General features: G+C 72.0%; 12 protein-coding genes. 5 read left to right on the top strand and 7 right to left on the bottom strand.

Annotation, left to right across the window (positions count from 1 at the left end; all coding sequences use genetic code 11):
• Window positions 1-13 precede the first annotated feature (13 nt).
• Window positions 14-601, top strand: coding sequence for a response regulator (locus tag ACZ6WH_RS27430; protein ID WP_469731444.1), 588 nt, complete (start codon window positions 14-16; stop codon window positions 599-601).
• 69 nt (window positions 602-670) lie between these two features.
• On the opposite strand, the gene ACZ6WH_RS27435 is transcribed toward ACZ6WH_RS27430, so the two are convergent.
• Together ACZ6WH_RS27435 and lepA are read right to left on the bottom strand one after the other, a co-directional pair.
• Window positions 671-2,584: an AMP-dependent synthetase/ligase gene (locus ACZ6WH_RS27435; protein ID WP_469731446.1), complete on the bottom strand. Its 1,914-nt coding sequence runs from the start codon at window positions 2,582-2,584 to the stop codon at window positions 671-673.
• A gap of 405 nt (window positions 2,585-2,989) precedes the next feature.
• A complete protein-coding gene (gene lepA / locus ACZ6WH_RS27440) occupies window positions 2,990-4,858 on the bottom strand; it encodes a translation elongation factor 4 (protein ID WP_432854239.1) in 1,869 nt (622 codons plus the stop codon).
• Window positions 4,859-5,254: 396 nt separating this feature from the next.
• On the opposite strand from lepA, the gene rpsT reads away from it, so the two are divergent.
• Window positions 5,255-5,521, top strand: coding sequence for a 30S ribosomal protein S20 (gene rpsT, locus ACZ6WH_RS27445; RefSeq protein WP_361557529.1), 267 nt, complete (start codon window positions 5,255-5,257; stop codon window positions 5,519-5,521).
• Window positions 5,522-6,062: 541 nt separating this feature from the next.
• Window positions 6,063-6,926, top strand: a complete 864-nt coding sequence (locus ACZ6WH_RS27450) for a hypothetical protein (protein ID WP_469731450.1) — start codon at window positions 6,063-6,065, stop codon at window positions 6,924-6,926.
• Between the two features lie 246 nt (window positions 6,927-7,172).
• Here the strand turns inward: ACZ6WH_RS27450 and holA are convergent, their stop codons facing one another.
• The gene (holA, locus tag ACZ6WH_RS27455) at window positions 7,173-8,159 is read right to left on the bottom strand and encodes a DNA polymerase III subunit delta (protein WP_469731452.1); all 987 of its coding nucleotides are present in this window, start codon (window positions 8,157-8,159) and stop codon (window positions 7,173-7,175) included.
• Window positions 8,160-8,277: 118 nt separating this feature from the next.
• Between holA and ACZ6WH_RS27460 the strand changes: the two genes are divergently transcribed.
• The gene (locus tag ACZ6WH_RS27460) at window positions 8,278-8,529 is read left to right on the top strand and encodes a hypothetical protein (protein WP_362207583.1); all 252 of its coding nucleotides are present in this window, start codon (window positions 8,278-8,280) and stop codon (window positions 8,527-8,529) included.
• A gap of 169 nt (window positions 8,530-8,698) precedes the next feature.
• Here the strand turns inward: ACZ6WH_RS27460 and ACZ6WH_RS27465 are convergent, their stop codons facing one another.
• Window positions 8,699-9,613 (bottom strand): arylamine N-acetyltransferase family protein, encoded by a 915-nt coding sequence (locus ACZ6WH_RS27465; RefSeq protein ID WP_469731454.1) that lies wholly within the window; start codon window positions 9,611-9,613, stop codon window positions 8,699-8,701.
• Entirely contained in the window at window positions 9,613-10,098 is a 486-nt protein-coding gene (locus ACZ6WH_RS27470) for an RrF2 family transcriptional regulator (RefSeq protein ID WP_469731457.1), read from the bottom strand. Before ACZ6WH_RS27470 ends, ACZ6WH_RS27465 begins: the two co-directional genes overlap by 1 nt.
• A 267-nt stretch (window positions 10,099-10,365) precedes the next feature.
• Here ACZ6WH_RS27470 and ACZ6WH_RS27475 point away from each other — a divergent pair, with 267 nt between their 5' ends.
• A complete protein-coding gene (locus ACZ6WH_RS27475; RefSeq protein WP_469731459.1) occupies window positions 10,366-11,883 on the top strand; it encodes a PstS family phosphate ABC transporter substrate-binding protein in 1,518 nt (505 codons plus the stop codon).
• Here the strand turns inward: ACZ6WH_RS27475 and ACZ6WH_RS27480 are convergent.
• Window positions 11,813-14,905, bottom strand: a complete 3,093-nt coding sequence (locus ACZ6WH_RS27480; RefSeq protein WP_469731461.1) for a ComEC/Rec2 family competence protein — start codon at window positions 14,903-14,905, stop codon at window positions 11,813-11,815. The genes ACZ6WH_RS27475 and ACZ6WH_RS27480 overlap by 71 nt on opposite strands.
• Window positions 14,902-15,873 (bottom strand): ComEA family DNA-binding protein, encoded by a 972-nt coding sequence (locus tag ACZ6WH_RS27485; RefSeq protein WP_469731463.1) that lies wholly within the window; start codon window positions 15,871-15,873, stop codon window positions 14,902-14,904. The genes ACZ6WH_RS27480 and ACZ6WH_RS27485 overlap by 4 nt, the downstream gene beginning before the upstream one ends.
• Between the last annotated feature and the right edge of the window lie 108 nt (window positions 15,874-15,981).

Genomic DNA, 15,981 nt, shown 5'->3' on the forward strand with positions numbered 1-15,981 from the left:
CAGAAGGCCAGTCATGACCCACGTCACCAGCATCCGCAGCGACGACCGGGCGGGAATCCTCCTCGTCGACGACATGGAAGAGAACCTCGCCGCTCTGGAAGCCGTGCTGCGCTCACTCGGTGAGCCGCTCGTTCGCGCGCGGTCCGGCGAGGAAGCGATGAAAGCACTGCTCAGGCAAGAGTTCGCGGTGGTCCTGCTGGACATCTTGATGCCCGGCATGGACGGCTTCGAGACCGCGACCAACATCAAGCGGCTCGACCAGGCGAAGCACATCCCGATCATCTTCCTGACCGGAACCGACGCCGACTCCGGCTTCGCCTTCCGCGGCTACTCCACGGGGGCGGCCGACTACCTCACCAAGCCCTTCGACCCGTGGGTACTGCGCGCCAAGGTGAAGGTCTTCCTCGAACTGCACCAGAAGAGCCGCCAACTGCGCAGGCTGCGGCAGCAGGACCGGGACCGCATCGAGGAACTGGCGGACCGTATCGCCGTCATGGAGGAGTCGCTGGCGGCCAGCGACCACCTCGAAGCAGGCGAACTGCGCGCGCGGATGGCCGCACTGGAGGACACGGTACGGGCACTGCGCCACGGACGCCCGTGACGCCTGCCGTACCACCGGCCGCGCCGGGGTCCGCCGCCACAAGTGGCGGGCCCCGGCGCGCGGCGCGGCTCAGGACTCGCGGGCCCCCGCGTACATGTCGTCCAGCAGGTCCTTGAAGGTCCGCTCGACGACCGGGCGCTTGACCTTGAGGCTGGGCGTGACCTCGCCGTGCTCGATGTCCAGGTCGCGCGGCAGGATGCGGAACTTACGGATCTGCTGCCAGCGCTGGAGCCCCTCGTTGACCCGCTCGACGTACCCGTCGATCAGCCCGCGGACCTGCTCGGTGGCGACCACAGCGGCGTAGTCCTTGCCCGCAAGGCCGTGTTCCTTGGCCCAGGTCAGGATGGTCGGCTCGTCCAGGGCGATCAGCGCCGTGCAGAAGTTCCGGTTGGCGCCGTGCACGAGGACGTTGGAGACGAACGGGCAGACCGCCTTGAACTGGCCCTCGACCTCGGCGGGCGCGATGTACTTGCCGCCGGAGGTCTTGATGAGGTCCTTCTTGCGGTCGGTGATCCGCAGGTAGCCGTCGGCGGACAGCTCACCGATGTCGCCGGTGTGGAACCAGCCGTCGGACTCCAGCACCTCGGCCGTCTTCTCCGGCAGCCCGTGGTAGCCCTGCATGATGCCGGGGCCGCGCAGCAGGATCTCACCGTCCTCGGCGATCCGGACCTCGGTACCGGGCAGCGGCTTGCCGACCGTGCCGGTGCGGTACGCCTCGCCGGGGTTCACGAAGCTGGCGGCGCTGGACTCGGTCAGGCCGTAGCCCTCCAGGATGTGGATGCCTGCGCCGGCGAAGAAGTAGCCGATCTCGGGCGCGAGCGCCGCCGAGCCGGATACCGCGGCGCGCAGCCGCCCGCCGAACGCCTCGCGCAGCTTGGCGTACACCAGCTTGTCGGCGACCTGGTGCTTGGCGCCGAGCGCGAAGGGCACCGAGGCGGTGCCGGTCCGCCGGAAGTTGTCCTGCGAGACCTTGGCGTACTCGCGGGCGACCCCGGCCGCCCACTGGAAGATCTTGTACTTGGCCCCGCCGCCCTCGCGGGCCTTGGCGGCCACGCCGTTGTAGACCTTCTCGAAGATCCGCGGCACGGCGGCCATGTACGTCGGCCGGACGACCGGCAGATTCTCAATGATCTTGTCGACGCGGCCGTCCACCGCGATGACGTGTCCCTGGGCGATCTGGCCGGCGGTGAGCACCTTGCCGAAGACGTGCGCCAGCGGCAGCCAGAGGTACTGCACGTCCTCCTCGTTGACCAGCCCGGTCGCCTGGATCGCGCGGGCCATGTACGCCCAGCAGTCGTGCGGCAGCCGGACGCCCTTGGGACGGCCCGTCGTACCGGAGGTGTAGATCAGCGTGGCCAGCTGGTCGGCGCGGAGGGCGGCGACCCGCTCCTTCACACAGCTGGGGTTCTTCTCCAGGTACGCGGCGCCGCGCTTCTCCAGCTCCGCGAGCGAGAGCACCCAGCCCTCGGGGTCGCCCTCGGCCGGTACGGCGGCCGCCTCGTCGATGACGATGACATGCGCGAGGTCCGGCAGGTCGGCGCGGCACTCGCGGGCCTTGGCCAGCTGCGCGGCGTCCTCGGCGATCATGATGCGGCTGCCGGAGTCGGCGAGGATGTACGCCGTCTCGTCCGCGTTGGTGCTGGGGTACACGGTCGTGGTGGCCGCGCCCGAGCAGAGCACGCCGAGGTCGGCCAGTATCCACTCCACCCGCGTGCTGGAGGCCAGCGCGACCCGCTCCTCGGGGGCCACGCCCAGCTCGATGAGGCCGGCCGCGGTGGCGTACACGCGCTGTGCGGCCTGGGCCCAGGTGAGCGACTTCCAGTCGTCCGGCCCCTGGCCCGAGGCCGGGGGCACGGGATAGCGGTAGGCCTCGCCCTCGGGGGTGGCCGCAACCCGCTCCAGGAAGAGCGTCGCCACGGAAGGTGGCCGGTTCTCGATCAACGACTGGCTGTCCGTCACGTGTTCCTCCGGGGCCCGCTTCATTGCTGGTGACTCGCGAGTAACCTTCGAGCAGGATCAGACTAGAGTGCGTGGCGCCCCCATGTAAGGGCCTGCCTCACACTCGTTCACCTTGTGACCGATCGGTGTGCGCCGACCTGCACCGCACCCCCGCACGACGGTCCTCAGAGCCGTCTTCCCCCGCCCGGAGGCACCCGAACCGGCCCGCGGCCACCCGAGGGTGAACGCGTGGACACTCACCGTAGGTGACCGGCCGCATCCTTTTCGACACTTCTCACGAATCGGACCGGAGGGATCTTCCGGCGGGCCGGCGCGCACCGCGTGACCGGCGGCGGGACCGGAAAGCGAAGGGCGCCCGCCCCGACCGGGAACGGACGCCCTGCACCGCTCAGCGGTGTCCCGCCGGCACGCGGCGGTCACCCTCTGGCGTTACTTCTTGCCCTTGGAGTCACCGTCGGAGTCCGAGGACAGGACCGAGATGAAGGCCTCTTGCGGAACCTCCACACTTCCCACCATCTTCATCCGCTTCTTGCCTTCCTTCTGCTTCTCCAGCAGCTTCCGCTTACGGGAGATGTCACCGCCGTAGCACTTGGCGAGGACGTCCTTGCGGATGGCGCGGATGGTCTCGCGGGCGATCACCCGGCTGCCGATGGCGGCCTGGACCGGCACCTCGAAGGCCTGCCGCGGGATCAGCTCGCGCAGCTTGGAGACCAGCCGGACGCCGTACGCGTACGCCTTGTCCTTGTGGCAGATCGCGGAGAAGGCGTCGACCTGGTCGCCCATCAGCAGGATGTCGACCTTGACCAGGTCGGCGACCTGGTCGCCGGTGGGCTCGTAGTCCAGCGACGCGTAACCGCGGGTCTTGGACTTCAGCTGGTCGAAGAAGTCGAAGACGACCTCGGCGAGCGGCAGGGTGTAGCGGATCTCGACCCGGTCCTCGGAGAGGTAGTCCATGCCCAGCAGGTTGCCGCGGCGGTTCTGGCACAGCTCCATGACCGCGCCGATGAAGTCGCTCGGGGTCAGGATCGTGGCCCGGACGACCGGCTCCTGCACCTCCGCGATCTTGCCGGTGGGGAACTCGCTGGGGTTGGTCACCTCGTGCTCGGTGCCGTCCTCCATGGTCACGCCGTAGACCACGTTCGGCGCGGTCGCGATGAGCTCCAGCCCGAACTCGCGCTCCAGCCGCTCCCGGATGACCTCCAGGTGCAGCAGGCCGAGGAAGCCCACGCGGAAGCCGAAGCCCAGCGCGGCCGAGGTCTCCGGCTCGTACACCAGCGCGGCGTCGTTCAGCTGGAGCTTGTCCAGCGCCTCGCGCAGCTCCGGGTAGTCCGAGCCGTCCAGCGGGTACAGCCCGGAGAACACCATCGGCTTCGGGTCCTTGTAGCCCCCGAGCGCCTCCGTCGCGCCCTTGTTGAGCTGGGTGATCGTGTCACCCACCTTGGACTGCCGGACGTCCTTCACACCGGTGATCAGGTAACCGACCTCGCCGACCGACAGCCCGTCCGCCGCCGTCATCTCCGGCGAGTTCGTGCCGATCTCCAGCAGCTCGTGCGCGGCGCCGGTGGACATCATCCGGATGCGCTCGCGCTTGCTGAGCGTGCCGTCGACGACCTTCACGTAGGTGACGACACCGCGGTACGCGTCGTACACCGAGTCGAAGATCATCGCGCGGGCCGGCGCGTCCTTCACGCCCACCGGCGCGGGCACGTCCCGCACGACCTTGTCCAGCAGCTCATCCACGCCCACACCGGTCTTCGCGGAGACCTTGAGCACGTCCTCGGGCTCACAGCCGACCAGGTTCGCGAGCTCGGCGGCGAACTTCTCGGGCTGCGCCGCCGGCAGGTCGATCTTGTTGAGCACGGGGATGATCTGCAGATCGTGCTCCATCGCCAGATACAGGTTGGCGAGGGTCTGCGCCTCGATCCCCTGGGCGGCGTCGACGAGCAGGATGCACCCCTCGCAGGCCGCGAGCGACCGCGAGACCTCATACGTGAAGTCGACGTGGCCGGGGGTGTCGATCATGTTGAGGATGTGGGTCTGCCCGTTCTCCTCATCCGTACGGGCCCAGGGCAGCCGGACCGCCTGGGACTTGATCGTGATGCCCCGCTCACGCTCGATGTCCATGCGGTCGAGGTACTGCGCGCGCATCTGCCTCTGCTCCACGACTCCCGTCAGCTGGAGCATCCGGTCGGCAAGCGTCGACTTGCCGTGGTCGATGTGCGCGATGATGCAAAAGTTACGGATGAGAGCCGGGTCGGTACGGCTCGGCTCCGGCACGTTCGTAGGGGTCGCGGGCACGCAGAGGTCCATTCAGAGAACGCGGGTCAGAAAACGCGGTAGGCGGGACTCGGGTATTTCGTCCTCCCTATCGTCCCATGAGCTGCGGCCTCAAACTGATCCGGAGGCAGGGGGGCGGCCTTCGGGAGGCGCCCGGGAGGCAGGGGGCGGCAGTCGGGAGGCACCCGGGAGGGAGGGGGGCCGCCGGGCCGGACCGGGTCCCGGTGCGGCCCGCACGGCAGTCCCCTGGCCGGCCGCACGGCGGTCGCCGGGCCGGTTTGGGCGGCCGTTACCCCTGCTGGTAGCCTGGTCCACCGTGTTTCGTGCCCTCTCATGTACGCGACACGCAGAAAGCCCGGAGCCGGCCGAGCTGCCGCTCGGCCGCCCGGAATCCAACGAACCTGAAAAGGCTCTTTCGTGGCGAACATCAAGTCCCAGATGAAGCGGATCAAGACCAACGAGAAGGCTCGTCAGCGCAACAAGGCTGTCAAGTCGACTCTGAAGACCGCGATCCGTCGCACCCGTGAGGCCGTGGAGGCCGGTGACCTGCAGAAGGCCACCGCCGCCCAGGCTGAGGCCGGCAAGAAGCTCGACAAGGCCGTCAGCAAGGGTGTCATCCACAAGAACGCCGCCGCCAACAAGAAGTCGGCGCTCGCGAAGAAGGTCGCCTCCATCAAGGCCTGACCTTCCGGTGCTTCAGTGAGGCCTCCGAGGTCTTGCGGCCGCCGTCCCGGGTCCTGACCTCCAGGTCCTGACCCTTACGGCAGCCACCCTGCTTCACAGCTTCACCGCCGGTGAGGATCCAGCGGCCCCTCTCTCCGCTCCTCCCCGGCACCCCGCGCCGCACACGGCCTGCGTTCGCCACGCGGGTGCGGCGCACGAGAAACATCCCAAGAACCCCGTCCAGCCCTTCCCCAGGGCTGGGCGGGGTTTTTGGCGTTGGGGGGAGTAGGGGGTGGAGGGGCGCGGGAGGGGGCGGGAGGGGGATTTCGGCGTTGTAGAGGGGGCGCCGGGGCAGCGATTTCGGCGATGCCGCGGTGGCGCCGGGGCGAAAGGTCCAGGCCGTGGGCGGGGCAGCGGTGGCCGATTCCTGTCGGATACTCTGCCGCTCATGTCCAACTCGGGGGAACAGCCCAATCCGTACGCCCAGCAGCCGCCACAGCCTCCCCAGGGGCCGGCGCCTCAAGGACCGCCACCTCAGGGACCGCCGCCTCCGCCCTCCCACATGTCGCAGCAGCCCCAGGGCCCGCAGCCACCCCAGTCGGCGAACCCCTACGGTCAGCCGCCGCAGCAGAACCCGTACGCCCAGCCGCCGGCCGGCTACGGCTACCCGGCCCCGCACGGCGCCCCGACCATGCCCGGCGGCGTCCCCGTCGGCACGCCCGGGGGCTACGGAAGCGCCCCGGCGGGCGCCCCCGCCGGCGGCGGCAAGGGAGTACCCGCCTGGCTCTGGGCCATCGGCGGAGCCGTCGTCGCCTCGGCCGTCTGGGCCGGCGTGGTCTTCTCGACCGGCGGCTTCGGCGGAGAGCCCAGCCCCGACCTGCGCGGCTACAGCTACACGGCGGACCTCTGCGGCTCGACCTCCTGGACGCCGTTCGAGGACGCGCGCTACAAGATGGAGGACAGCAGCACCTCGACCAGCGCGGGCGAGAATCCCGCGGCCAGCGGCCACCAGGACCCGGCCCTGGACTCGATGTGGTGCAATGCCGACCTGGTCCCGGAGGACGCGACCAGCGACGACTACTCCACCAACTTCGTCTACACGAAGGCGTTCCTGCACAAGAAGACCGACCCGGGCCCCGAGTTCGCGGCGCAGTACCGGTCGTACGAGCAGCAGGAGTCGTCCACCGACTACAAGGTCACGCCCGTCCAGGGCATCGGCGACGAGGCGTACCTCGTGAGCCGAGAGGAGTCCACCGACAGCAAGAGCACATACGTCGTGCTCGGCGTCCGGGACGGCTGGCTGACGTACGAGACGGCCTGGTCCAGCTATTCCAGCAGCGACAGCACGAACCGCCCCGGCTCCGACGAGGTCGCCGACATGCTCCGCACCAGCGCCACAGAAACCCTCCAGAAGCTGAAGAGCTGAGGCGGGCCGGGCGCGCGGGCGGGGTGCGGCGCACCGGCGCGCGCCCGGACGCCCCGTTCGCCGGCCGGCGGAGACGGCTGCCCGGCGTGGCCGCCGCCCGAGGGGCAGGGCAGCCCGGTACGGAAGGCGAGACAGCCCGGTACGGACATGGCGGCTGTCGGGAACCCCGGCCCGGCCGCTGTCACTGTCAGGGGCCCTGGCCCGGCCGCTGTCGCTGTCGGGAACCCCGGCCCGTCAGGGCCATGCTCAGCGGCGGGAGCGGGCCGCTCGGGCGATCGTGACGACGGCCCTCTCCAGCGCGTACTCCGGATCGTCGCCGCCGCCCTTGACCCCCGCGTCGGCCTCGGCGACCGCGCGGAGCGCCGCCGCCACGCCGTCCGCCGACCAGCCGCGCATCTGCTGCCGCACCCGGTCGATCTTCCACGGCGGCATGCCCAGCTCCCGCGCGAGATCCCCGGGCCGGGCACCGCGCGGCGCGGAGGCGAGCTTGCCGATGGCCCGGACGCCCTGCGCCAGCGCGCTGGTGATCATGACGGGCGCGACGCCGGTCGAGACCGCCCAGCGCAACGCCTCCAGCGCCTCGGCCGCGCGCCCCTCGACCGCCCGGTCGGCCACCGTGAAGCTGGAGGCCTCCGCCCGGCCGGTGTAGTACCGCGCGACCACCGCGTCGTCGATCGTGCCCTCGACATCCGCCGCGAGCTGCGCACACGCCGAGGCCAGCTCCCGCAGGTCACTGCCGATGGCATCCACCAGCGCCTGGCACGCCTCCGGCGTCGCCGACCGCCCCGCCGTACGGAACTCTCCCCGCACGAACGACAGCCGGTCGGCGGGCTTGGTCATCTTCGGACAGGCGACCTCACGCGCTCCGACCTTGCGCGCGGCGTCCAGCAGCCCCTTGCCCTTCGCGCCGCCCGCGTGGAGCAGCACAAGCGTGATCTCCTCGGCCGGCGTACCGAGGTACGCCTTGACGTCCTTGATCGTGTCGGCGGAGAGGTCCTGGGCCTGGCGCACGACCACGACCTTGCGCTCGGCGAAGAGCGACGGGCTGGTCAGCTCGGCCAGCGTGCCCGGCTGCAGCTGGTCGGGGGTGAGGTCGCGCACGTCGGTGTCCGCGTCTGCGGCCCGCGCGGCCGCCACCACCTGCTGCACCGCACGGTCGAGCAGCAGGTCTTCCTGCCCCACGGCGATCGTGACGGGCGCAAGGGGGTCGTCGTTTGCTGTCTTCCTGGCCATCGCCGACCAGCATCCCACGCGCCACCGACACTCCGGCCCGCGACCGCCCCACCACCCCGGCAGTCACGCTCACCCACCACCCCTCCGGAGACGCTCACCGCTGTCGGACAATGGCGGGGTGAGCGATGTTCGACATGTACTGGTGCTGCCCGACCGGGACGCGGCCGAGGAAGTGGCCGAGGTGCTGACCGAGGAGTACGGCGTGGCCCAGGAGCCACAGCTCGTACGGGACGCCCTGGCAGGCGAGGACGACGCCGAGGACGCGCAGTGGCTGGTCGTCCTGGAGGACCCCGGCTCCACCTGCGACCCGGCCACCCTGGACACCCTGGCCGCCGAATACGAAGGCTGGCTGGAACCAGAACGCTCCTAGCCGACCCGCCGGGTCACGGCTGCGGCCGGACTCGGGCAGGGCCGGGGACCGGACCGGGACCGGGACCAGGACCGGGGGCCGGCCTCGGGCCGGGACCGGGACCGGGAGGGTCGGCCTCGGGCCGGGGCCGGGACGGGGACCGGACTGTCGGCCTCGACCGGGCCCCGGCCTACCGCGGTACCGGTGCGACCGGCGCCCGGTCGAGGGTTATGCCGAAGTGGGTGCGATAGGCGGCGAGCAGCTCGTCCTCGGGGATCTCGCGTTCCGTCCGGCTGCCGTCGGGCGCGGTGCTCACGAACGTACGGTCCGAGAGCGTGATCCGCCCGCCGTCGTCGGTGAGCCGCGAGCAGACCAGCGACTGCGTGAAGTGCGACTTCGGCGAGGTGGTCTGCCACCAGCAGCCCGCTTCGAAGTCGCCGAGCGCCCGCGGCCGCGGTTCGAGCCGGTACTGCGGCGCCCCGTCCCGCAGTACGTCAAGATCCCCCGCCACCGCGCACTCGCCCGGCGCCACGAACCCGTCCGTCGCCATGCACTCGTCCGGCGCCGCAAGCTCGCCCCCCGCCACAAACTCGTCCGCCGCTACGAAACGGAAGACTCCGCCCGGCTCGGTCTGCTCCTCGGCCGTGTCCAGCCGCAGCGGGTAGTGGCTGTGCCGCCCGAATCCGACATCGGCCAGCAGGGGCCCGTCCGCCGTACGGACGCGCACGGCCGCGTGATCGTACGGGATGCCCAGCCGCCCGTCCGGGCCGTACACCCGCCCGGACAGCAACTCCGCGTCGTACCCCAGCGCGGTCAGCAGCATCGCGAAAGCGCCGTTGAGTTCGTAGCAGAAACCACCGCGCCGGTCCCGAACGATCTTGTCCAGCAGCGCCCGCTCGGTGAGCACGATCTCCTCACCCAGATGCACGGAAAGGTTCTCGAACGGCACCGTGCGCAGATGCTGGACATGCAGCCGCCGCAACGCCTCGACATCGGGCACGGCGGGCCGCTCGACCCCGATCCGCAGCAGATACGCGTCGACGTCCTCAGCGCGAAGCGCGCCCCCGGCACGGGCGGGGTCGACCGCGTTCACCTCCGTGCCCATCAGCTGCCCGTCCTCTCCAGGGCGAACCAGCGGCGGGTCCGGCCCGCCGCCGCGGCCGGGGCCGCGGCGAGGATGTCGGCGAGGGACTGCGCCGCCAGCTCCCGGCGCCAGGCCAGCTCGGCCCGGCGCATGGCCGTGGCGATGCCGCACGGCTGCCGGAAGTCGCGCCCCGACAGCTCGGCACCCGCCCCCTGCTGCCGGATCTCCATGCACCGGAACGCCTCGTCCGGCCCCTCGACCGCCGCCACCACGTCCATGAGCGTGATCGCCTCCGGCGGCCGGGCCAGCCGGAAGCCGCCCCGCGCACCCGGCGTCGAGCTGAGGATCCCGGCCCGTACGAGCGCCTGGAGGCGCTTGTTCAGGTACGCGGCCGGCAGATCGAAGAAGGCGGCCAGCCTCGCCGTGGACACGGGCCGGTCGTCACCGAGCCAGGCCAGCGTCACGCAGCAGTGCAGCCCCCACTCGACGCCCTCACTCATCCTCATATTCTGGAGTTTACAGATCCGGGTTCTCTTCCGGGTCCCGGTCCGGACGCCCCGGACCGGGACGGCCGGCGGCTGAACCTCTGGTGAAGGCTTGCCGAAGCGTGCGCCGTCACGACGGCACCTCCCTACATTGCGGGCATCACCCCAGACGCCACTCCAGTCGTCACCCCAGACGTCGCCCCAGACGCCACTCCAATCGTCACCCCAGTCGTCGCCACGGAAAACACTCCCGACATCACCCTTCTCCCGTGTGAGGTTGCCATGCCCATGCCGGACACCGAGACCGTCCTGGCGCTGGCCGGACTCGTGGCGACCGCCCTGATCTGGGCCGTCGAGCGCTTTCTGCCCGGACGCAAGCGCATCGGCTACCGCGTCCAGATGGACACCCCCATCGGCATGAACCCCCAGGACGCCCACAGCCTGGTGCAGTTGAGACTCCTGAGACAGGAACAGGAGATCACCGACGCCACGCTGGCCCTGCTGCGCATCGAGAACGACGGCAGCAAGGACATCGTCCGGCAGGACTACCAGGAACCCCTGACCGTGGAGTTCACGGGCCGCACGGTCATCGGCGTCGAGGTACCGGACGCCAACCCGGCCGACCTCATCGGCATGCTCACCCGGTCCGGCGCCGGCCTGCGGTACAGCGGCAACCGGTTGCACATACCGAAGGTCCCGCTCAACACCCGTAACCACTTCAAACTGCTCGTACTGCTCTCCGGCACGGACGAGGGCACCCATGCCCGCGGCCGGACACGGACCGGCGACGACGTGATCGTCGGCGGCTTCCTCAGCGGCGGCCGGATCCGCCGGAACACCCAGCGCTGGGGCCCCCGCAAACCGAGCCTCGCCCTCGGCGGCCTCTTCATCGTCCTGGTCGGACTGCTCGGCGGGCTGCTGCTCAGCACGCCTGCCGTGCCCGCCCGCGCCGAGTGCGCCACCGGGCGGCTGACCGTCGACGGCTCCACCGCCTTCGCGCCCCCGATGCAGGAGATCGCCCGGCAGTACCAGGCACGCTGCCCCGGCGCCAAGATCGAGGTCGCCAGGAGCGGCAGCCTCTCCGGCCTGGCCAACCTGAACCGCGCCGGGCGCGCCGCACGCTCCGGCAGCCCCTCCTTCCTCGCCATGTCCGACGTGCCCGCCCCCTCGGTCTACAGCCGCCTGCAGGGCGAACGGGTGGGCGTCATCCTGCTGAGCATGGTCGTCAACGAGCGCACCGGCATCGACAACCTCACCCTCGACCAGGTGCGGAAGATCTACGACGGCACCTACACCAACTGGAAGGACGTGGGCGGCAACGACCTCCCCATCCATGTCGTCGGCCGGAACGCGGACTCCGGGACCCGGCGGGCCTTCGAGACGACCGTGCTGCACCGTTCGGAGCCGGGCGTGGTGTCGTCGTACGACTGCACCGACAAGGACCGGGACGAGCGGGCCCGTGTGACGCGCTGCGAGGTCAACAGCACGACGGGGCTGCTCGACACGGTGGACCGGGTGGCGGGCGCGATCGGTTACGCCGAGACCTACGCGGCGGCCAAGCGGCCGCGCGTCGTCGCCATCCGGCTGGACGGGCAGGAGCCCGACATCGAGTGGGGACAGCAGCATGAATACCCCTTCTGGACCGTGGAGTTCCTCTACGCCTACGGGCATCCGGCGGACGGCTCGCTCGCCGCGAAGTTCCTGACCTACCTGAACTCCGACACGGCGAAGAACGTCATGCGGATGTACAAACACGTGCCCTGCGCCGACGGCCGGAGCCTGTCGGCCTCCGTATGCCGTCCCTGACGCCCGTCGGGCCGCGCATCGGACGCGACGGCACCGGTCGTCGGCCTACCGGATAGCGGCGCCTGCCGTTGCTGGTCACGCCGGCGAGGCCGGTGGTGGCGCTGCCCGTCACGGCGATCGCGCCGTCGGTGTCCGTACGCAGCACCCTGGCGCCCTGTGAGCGGAGCGCGGCGAGCGTACTGGGCGCGGGATGCCCGTAGGTGTTCCCGGCGCCCGCACTGATCACGGCCAGCCGGGGCGCCAACGCCCCCATGAGCGCGGGGTCCTGGTAGGCGGAACCGTGGTGGGCGACCTTGAGCACGTCGACCGCCCGGAGGTCGGGATGCGCCGCCAGCAGGGCCTGCTGTGCCGGCGGTTCGAGGTCACCGAGCAGGAGAACGGTCAGTCCGGCAGTACGCACGAGGAGCGTGACGCTGGCGTTGTTGGGCCCTTCGGGCATGAAGCCGGTGGATGGTGGCGCGGCTGGGCCGTCGGCCTGCTCAGCCGCGGTCGGGGCCGGGGTCGATGTCGGCACAGGGTCCGGGGACGGGGCCGGGGAGGCCTCCGACGCCGGGACCGCGCCCGGGGCCCAGGCCGGGGGCGGAGGCCAGAGGACTTCCCAGGTCACGGGGCCCGTCCGGCGCCGCTCCCCCGGTACGGCCGGAATCATCGGTACGCCATGGGCGGCTGCCGTCCTCCGTACGAACGCCGCCTGGTCCGGCGGGTCCTCCCGGGTGGTGGTCTCCAGCGCCCCCACGCTGCGTCCGCGGAGCGCCCCGGTGAGGCCGTCGACGTGATCGGCGTGGAAGTGGGTGAGGACGAGCAGCGGGATCCGGCGTACGTCCAGCTTCTGGAGGCAGCGGTCCATGGCACGGGGTTCGGGGCCGGTGTCCACGACCAGCGCACTGCCGGGCCCGGTGGCGAGCACCAGTCCGTCCCCTTGGCCGACGTCGCACACGGCCAGTCGCCAGCCGGGCGGCGGCCAGCCCGTGACGATCCGGCTCAGCGGTGCGGGCCGGACGACGAGGACGACCAGCAGCAGGGCGCAGGCGACGCACAGCCCGCGACGCCGCAGCAGAGTCCTGGCAACCGGTACCAGGACGACGAGGGCGGCGGCCAGCAGGAAACCCCCGGTCCAGCCGCCCGGCCAGCCGAATTCGGCGCCGGGCAGCGCGGCTCCCGTGCGGGCGATGACCGCGATCCACTCGGCGGGCCACCCCGCGCACCAGGCGAGCGCGGTGGCGAGCGGCGGCAGGACGGGCGCGACGGCCAGTGCCGCGAACCCGAGCACGGTCGCGGGGGCCACGGCCACCTCGGCGAGCAGGTTGCAGGGCACGGCCACCAGCCCGACGCGGGCGGCGAGCACGGCGATGACCGGCGCGCACACGGCCTGCGCAGCGGCGGCCGCGGCGATCACCTCGGCGAGGCGGGGCGGGACGCGCCGCCGTTGGAGAGCGGCGCTCCAACGGGGCGCCAGGGTGAGCAGGGCGCCGGTGGCCAGTACGGAGAGCAGGAAGCCGTAACTCCGGGCCAGCCAGGGGTCGTAGAGGACGAGCAACAGGACGGCGGCGGCGAGCGCGGGGAGCAGCGTCCGGCGGCGGCCGGAGCCGATGGCGAGCAGGGTGATCAGGCCGCACGCGGCGGCGCGCAGCACGCTGGGGTCCGGCCGGCACACGACGACGAAGGCGAGCGCGACCGCGCCGCCGATCACCGCCGTGGTGCGCAGCGAGAGGCCCAGCCGGGGCGCGATACCGCGGCGTTCGGCGCGTACGGCGAGGTGCGGCGGACCGATGAGCAGGGCCAGCACGATGGTGAGGTTGCTGCCGGAGACGGCGAGCAGATGCGTCAGGTCCGTGGCCCGGAAGGCGTCGTCCAGCTCCGGCGTCACACGGGAGGTGTCCCCCACGACGAGCCCCGGAAGCAGTGCGCGGGCATCGGGACGCAGGTCCTCGGAAGCCTCGCGCAGTCCTGCCCGAAGGGAGCCGGCGAACCGTTGCAGGGGCGTGGGGCCGCCGATGCGCCGCGGCGGTGGTGCGTCGGCGGCCACCCGCAACACGGCTGCCGCACGGTCGCCGGGCGGCAGCGGCGGCGCGAACCGGGCCTCGACCCGGATACGTGTGGAGGGCAACAGCGACCGCCAGGCGCCGGAGCCAGCCGCACCCCGGCCGCCCTCCCGGCCCTGCCTCTCCTGTCGGACTGGCCCGCCCACTCGGCCCTGCCCGTCCTGCGGGCTCTGCTCGCCCTCCCGGCCCTGCCGCTGCGGGACGACGACCAGGACAGGGGTGCGGGCGATGGTCACCGCACCGTCCGGTGCGGTGACGCGCCGTACCTCAGCGGCGAACACGACGGCGGGCGGCATACGTTGAGCGCCGCGCACTCGCTGCCGGGCGAGATGCGGATCCTCGGCCACCTCCAGCTCGAGGGTGGCTTGCGCGTACTCATGGGCGAGCCGGGGCACCGGGCCGCGCCGCAGATCGGCCCCCTGGAGTGCCGCCGAGGCCGCGCCGGCCACCGCGCAGAGCAGTACCGCGGCCACCGCGACCAGCGTCCCCGCGCGACGGCGTACGGCCCGCGAGAGCACGAGACCGGCCAGGACCAGGGCGCCGGCGCCCGCCAGGACGAGCGGGCGAACGGGCGCATCCAGGGCCAGCGCCGCGGCTCCCCAGGCGGCGAGCGCGGGCGCGACCAGCCGCAGGTCCGCGGGGCCTTCGCCCGGCGACACCACCGGCCGCTGCACCTCCGGCCCGACCGGCTCGACCACCCCGGCCGCCCCAGCCGACTCGACCGGCTCGACCGCCCCGACCGGCTCGACCGTTGAGAAGTCGGCCCACCCTGGCGAGGAGTCGTCCGGTGTGACGTCGGCCTGTGAGGCGTCGGCCCGAGCCGGTGAAGAATCCGCCTGCCCCGGTGAGGCGCCCGCCCGACCTGTGGACGACGAGCCCAGCCGGGCGCCGGCCTGCCAGGTGTCGGGCCGGGGAGCATCGTCTTCCGGGCGCGGCTCCGTCGGGCCGTACACGGAGGCCGGGTCGCGAGGGGTGGTCATGGCTGCACCAGGGGGCGCAGGTCGGCGAAGCGGCGGTCGCCGATGCCATTGACCTCCTGCAGTTGATCGACGGAGGTGAAGCCGCCGTGCTGGGTGCGGAAATCGATGATGTGCTGGGCGAGTACGGGGCCGACGCCGGGGAGGGTGTCGAGTTGCTCGGGGGTCGCGGAGTTCAGGCTGACCGGTCCGGCCGGGGCGGCGATGGCACCGGCAGAGCCGCCCGGCGCACTTGACCCACCCGACGCTCCCGAAGCCGCCGGAGCGCCCGCGGAGCCGGCGGCACCGGCAGCGGGCTGCCCGCCCGGTCCCGGCGGGGCGGCGGCCCGCGCCCCGACGATGATCTGTTCGCCGTCCACCAGGAGGCGGGCGCGGTTCAGCGTGCGGGTGCTCGCCCCGGAGAGCACACCGCCCGCGGCACGCAGCGCGTCGGCGACCCGGGCGCCCTGCGGAAGGCGGTGGATGCCGGGTCGGCGCACCTTGCCGGCGATGTCCACGACGATGCGGCGGGCCGGGGCGGCGGTCGGCACACCGGCCGCGCTCACGGCGCTGCTTGGGGCGGGTACGGAGGCGTGCTGGGCGGCCGGCGCCCGTACGGGCTGGGGTCGGGCTGTCCAGAAGTGGTGGACGGCGAAGACCACGGCGATCAGGAGCACGACGGCGAGCGCGCCGAGCGCCTTCGGGTCCGTACCGCAGCGCAGTTGCACCCATAACGGCAGGCGCTCCTGCAGCGCGATCCGCCAGCGGGACGGCGTCGGCGTCCCGCACACCGCCGAAGCCGGCGGGACAGAACCGGGTGCGGAAGCAAAGGGCGCGGATGACGAGGAGAAGAGGCCGGCTGGCGGAGGTCGGTCCGGCGGACGGCCCGGTGGACGGCCCGCCGGGCTGTTCGAAGAGCGGTCCGACGGACGGTGCGGGCGCTCGGAGTCGGGAGCGGGAACACGGGCCGAGGAAGGAGATCGCGAAGTCATGACGACGACGCTAGAGACATTCCGCCGATCGCGTCGATCACCGTCGAATTCCGTGGAAAACCCGGGAGTTGTGGATAACTCGGACCCTCGATCGAGGGAACCGAACCG

Source organism: Streptomyces sp. NPDC050806, from assembly GCF_055586425.1.